Origin of the sequence: Citrobacter sp. wls613 (genome assembly GCF_005281195.1) — a bacterium.
In the GTDB taxonomy this organism is placed as follows: domain Bacteria; phylum Pseudomonadota; class Gammaproteobacteria; order Enterobacterales; family Enterobacteriaceae; genus Citrobacter; species Citrobacter gillenii.
This window is the reverse complement of the sequence record NZ_SZXN01000064.1, coordinates 1-4,375: the sequence shown is the minus strand read 5'-3', so window position 1 is coordinate 4,375 and position 4,375 is coordinate 1. Positions and strand designations below refer to the sequence as shown.

4 protein-coding genes and 1 pseudogene are annotated in these 4,375 nt (G+C 54.7%); all 5 read left to right on the top strand.

Annotated elements, in window-relative coordinates; all coding sequences use genetic code 11:
* Positions 1-515 (top strand): fatty acid desaturase (locus FDX01_RS23850; protein WP_249360987.1); only part of this gene is annotated, 515 nt, incomplete at its 5' end.
* A pseudogene (locus FDX01_RS24150) lies at positions 512-1,473 on the top strand (NAD(P)-dependent oxidoreductase). The gene FDX01_RS23850 and the pseudogene FDX01_RS24150, both read left to right, overlap by 4 nt.
* Entirely contained in the window at positions 1,470-2,597 is a 1,128-nt protein-coding gene (locus tag FDX01_RS13885) for a glycosyltransferase (RefSeq protein WP_137399953.1), read from the top strand. The pseudogene FDX01_RS24150 and the gene FDX01_RS13885 overlap by 4 nt, the downstream one beginning before the upstream one ends.
* Positions 2,594-3,136 (top strand): hypothetical protein, encoded by a 543-nt coding sequence (locus FDX01_RS13880; protein WP_137399952.1) that lies wholly within the window; start codon positions 2,594-2,596, stop codon positions 3,134-3,136. Before FDX01_RS13885 ends, FDX01_RS13880 begins: the two co-directional genes overlap by 4 nt.
* A complete protein-coding gene (locus FDX01_RS13875) occupies positions 3,136-4,335 on the top strand; it encodes a glycosyl transferase (RefSeq protein WP_137399951.1) in 1,200 nt (399 codons plus the stop codon). The genes FDX01_RS13880 and FDX01_RS13875 overlap by 1 nt, the downstream gene beginning before the upstream one ends.
* Positions 4,336-4,375: the final 40 nt, after the last annotated feature.

The following is a 4,375-nucleotide window of genomic DNA, read 5'->3' as shown; positions in this document are numbered from 1 at the left end:
ACCTGGCCCGGCGTGGTGCGGCGGGCTGGAGCCGTTTTCTGGTCAGTAAAGCGGTGCATCTGATATTAACGCTGGCGCTGCCTTTATGGCTGCTGGCGGATCGGCTAGGCGGGCTTACCGTGCTGGGGACCTATGTGGTGAGCCAGCTTATCGCATCGCTGATTTTCGTCATGCTGATCATCGGGACTCACTGGGCCAAAGGATACTCTCAGCTTCCGCCTTCGACAGGACGCATGACGCAGGGAAGAATCGCGCATACCTTCGCCACGACCTTCGACTGGCGGCCCACGCCTGCGTGGCTGGGATACTGGCTTGGCGGTATCAATCTTCATTTGACGCATCACCTATTTCCCCACTGGCATCATCGTCATTACCCGGCGCTTTGCAGCATCATTGCCGATATTGCACAGCAGCAGGGGATGGATTACTCCGTGCTCACGTTGCGTGATTTGCTGTCGCTCCAACAGCATTTTCTCAGGAAGATGGGGCAACCACCGGAGCGCGATACGCCATGAAGATTTTACTCACCGGCGCGTCCGGGTTTATTGCCGGCGCTTTTTTGCGGCGGTTTGCCGACGATCCGCAGATCTCGCTGTACGGTGTGGGCCGCCGACCGCAGTCTGATTTACCTCCATCGGTGTACTATCAGGCATGTCCTCTTGACCAGTTGCAGACGCTTGATGTGGAGCCCGACGTTGTGATCCACGCGGCGGGTAGGGCATCGCCCTGGGGTACGCGTCAGGAGTACGCGCGCGATAATGTGCAGACCACGCGCCAGGTCATCGATTTCTGCTATTCCCGCCAGTCACCCCGGCTGATTTTGCTCTCTACGGCGGCGGTCTATTATCGCTTTGCCCATCAATACCGTCTGACGGAAACGACCCCTGTGGGGCCGGAATTTACCAGCAAATATGCGCGGAGCAAATTTCTGGCGGAACAACATGTACAGGCTTATGCCGGTGAGAAAACGATTTTTCGGCCCTGTGCGGTATTCGGGCCGGGTGATGCGCTGTTATTTCCGCCGCTGCTGGAGGCCGCACGCAAAAAAAGCTGGTAAACCTCTATAGCGAATATCCGGCGCAGGCAGATATTATGCACATTGATACGCTATGCGATTATCTGATGCAGGCGGCGACGGCGATGCAGTTGCGGCCCTGCTATAACATCTCTGCTGCGCAGCCGGTGGTCACGCAGGATCTGCTTCATGACATTTTGCGCCAGTGTGATTTGCCGGTGCCCACGCGTGCGCTGTCGGTGATGAGCGCGCGACGTTTTGCGGCCTTGCTGGAGGGGCTATGGCGAACCTTGCCGCTGGCCGGGGAGCCGCCTATCACCCAATTTGGCATTGGCGTTTTTGGCTACTCCTCCACCCTTGACGTCAGTCTGATGCTGGCGGATTTCGGCGCACCACGCCAGATATTCATGCAGAGTTTGAAACAGTTTTTACAGGACGATAAGGTGCAGCGGTTATGATGACCATCGCGTTACTCTGGCTAACAATTTTGCTGTTTAAATGCGTTTTCGCGCGGAAGATTTTGCGTGCTCCCCGGCCTGAGTCATTCATTGGTAGCCATGACGTGACGGTGCTGCAACCGATCCTCAGTGGCGATCCGGCCTTGTCGTCGGTGCTGGAGACAAACTTGCAACAGTTGCCTGACGCGCATTTTTTGTGGCTGATCGATGATGATGACGATGAAGGCGCGCGCGTTTCGCGCCAGTTGCAGCAGCGTTATCCGCAGTGTGATATTCGCCTTTTGCGCTATGCGCCTGCGCCACAAGGGCTGAATCCGAAGCTGTTTAAACTGGAGCAGGCACGATCTCAGGTGCAAACATCCTGCCTGATGGTGCTGGACGATGATGCCTCCCTGGATGCGTCCTCGCTGCAACATATGCTGAGTGAACTCAACGCACATACACTGGTCACTGCGTTACCCTGGTATCGACCCGCGCACAATATACCCTCACGCCTGCTGGCTCAGTTTGTAAACGATAACTCGGCGTTGACCTATCTTCCGCTGTTACCCTTTACCCGGCCGCTGACGCTGAACGGGATGTGTTATGTCATTTATAGGGATACGTTGGCGCAGGTAGGGGGATTCACGCCGATTCTCCATCATCTGACGGATGATTTGGCTCTGGCAACGCTGCTCACCCGGCAAGGTATAGAGATTGTTCAGTCTACGGCCACTGTTCAGGTTCAAACCAGCGTGCCGGATCTCAGGCGTTATGCCCGCCAGATGCATCGCTGGTTTTTGTTCGCAACGTTGTTAATGCGCGAGAAAACGGTGTCGGTAAATCTGGCGATTTTTCTGCTCCAGGGTCTGCACCCGCTGCTGCTCTGGAGCATGCTAATACTGGCGCTGAGCGGTGGAGCGGCGGATGCGGTTATCTTGACAGGGGTGGTAATCATTCGTTATTTCGCGCTACGCTGTGTACAACACGGCCTTTCAGAGCTGATACCGGCACATCCGATGTTGTCGCTTTTATCGGAATTACTGCAACCGGTTCATTTACTCCACGCAATGTTGAACCGTACGATTTACTGGCGCTCAAGACGGTATCGTATTTTTAGTAACGATCGGTTTATCTCCCGATGAGCCTGCAAATCGCCTTCATTACCGGTCGAAGTCAGCCGGGGAATCCAGCATTAAGCCCGTTGCAGCGTGCGTTTATGGCTACGCTAAACAGAGAGGGCCGATGTCTGGCGTTAAATTTTCCGTGGGTAATGGGGGTAGATGAGTGGCGGGCTACCCCGATTATTCAGGCGAGTTGGAACAATGCGCGCGACTATCTTGGCTCGCGTCGCCCTGCATTTAGCCAAACCTACCAGGAGGCGACGCGCATGCTACTGGCATCAGCCGATCATACGCTGCTGCTGGCGGGAAGCTGTGGACTTGAGCTGTTTAATAATCTTCAGCTTTCTGCAGCAGATTTATCGCACGTCAGCATTTTTGCCTATGGCCCGGTAGCCCGCCATCGCCCTACCTGCCGTCACCTGTTGGTTCAGGGGCAGAAGGACTGGATCTCCCGCCTCTGGTTTCGCGACGTGGATACGCATATTGCCTGCGGACATATGAACTATCTTGCCCAGCCTGCACTGAGCGATTTGTGCAGACGCTTTATCAGGACGCTGTAATGCAACGTTTATACGATCTTATTCCGCCTGGCGTGACCCGTATTGATCTGTTGGCCCCACCGTTTGCCGGACATTTGCATCCTGTTTTGGCGATGGGCCTCGCGCTATCCACGCAGTATCAGGTGCGGATTATCAGCACTCGTGGCGCAGCAGCAAAGATCACGGCCGCGGGGCTTACCGCAATGGTTTTGCCCGGTGAGTATGATACGCCGCTGCTGGCGGTGGCGAATCCACGCTATGCGGTAAAATCCAGTCCGATGAAGCTTTATCGACAGTTTCGCGCTGTGGTCGGGTTACTGAAAAACTTTGCTGATGAACTGGAGCAACTCTGGCATCAGCAGGGCGTTCCCGATTTAGCTATTGCTGATTTTACGCTGCCGATAGTCGGGGAAGTTTGTCGTCGATGTGACGTGCCATGGTGGACCAGTCTGCCATCGCCCTGTGTACTGGAAAGTCCGGAGGGAACGCCCGCTTACTGCGGCGGATTAATGCCCGCTAAGAACAGGATGGAGCAATACTGGTATTTATTGCAGCGTAAAAAAGTGCGTCTGTTCAAGCGTGCTGTCTTCTGGTTATTTCGCCATACAATCCACCAGACCGGTATTACACGTCTTTACCGTCCCGATGGCAGTGAATGTGCGTATTCTCCAACGCGCATTCTCGCCCTGAGCGAACGTGAGTTTGAGTTTCCACAAACCTGGCCGGATGTGCTGCGCTTTATTGGACCGGCGCTCTACACGCCGCCGCTTGGCTATCAGGAACCTGTGTTTAAGGAAGGTAAAAAGCATGTGCTGGTAACGCTGGGGACGCATCTGGACTGGCATAAAGAGGCGGTAGTGGGTGCCGTTGCAGTGCTCGCAGGGACCATGCCTGACTGGGAGTTTCATTTTACCGAAGGAAATGGAACGAGTGGGCAGCGCTATCAACAGGGCAATTTTTGTCGCGTGCCGTGGGTCGATTACGATCGGTGTTTATCACGTTATGCTGCAGTTATTCACCATGGCGGGGCCGGTATTATGTGGCACTGCATAACGCGTAATATTCCCGCACTGGTTTATCCGGTCGATTATGATCAGTTTGATCATGCGGCGCGGCTGGAATACAGCGGCAAAGGGATCTGGCTACGTGGTGGACTGACGGCATTAGAGCGGGCTGGTGACACACTGCAAGAACTGGTGGAAAGATATGACAGAAAGTGAGCGTAGATGCTCGAATCGAACCTTAATCGAAGATTCTCAT

Excerpts from the sequence above, each read along its gene's own strand:
- FDX01_RS13875 (WP_137399951.1), top strand. The coding sequence starts at position 3,136 with ATGCAACGTTTATACGATCTTATTCCGCCTGGCGTGACCCGTATTGAT.
- FDX01_RS13880 (WP_137399952.1), top strand. The coding sequence starts at position 2,594 with ATGAGCCTGCAAATCGCCTTCATTACCGGTCGAAGTCAGCCGGGGAAT.
- FDX01_RS13885 (WP_137399953.1), top strand. The coding sequence starts at position 1,470 with ATGATGACCATCGCGTTACTCTGGCTAACAATTTTGCTGTTTAAATGC.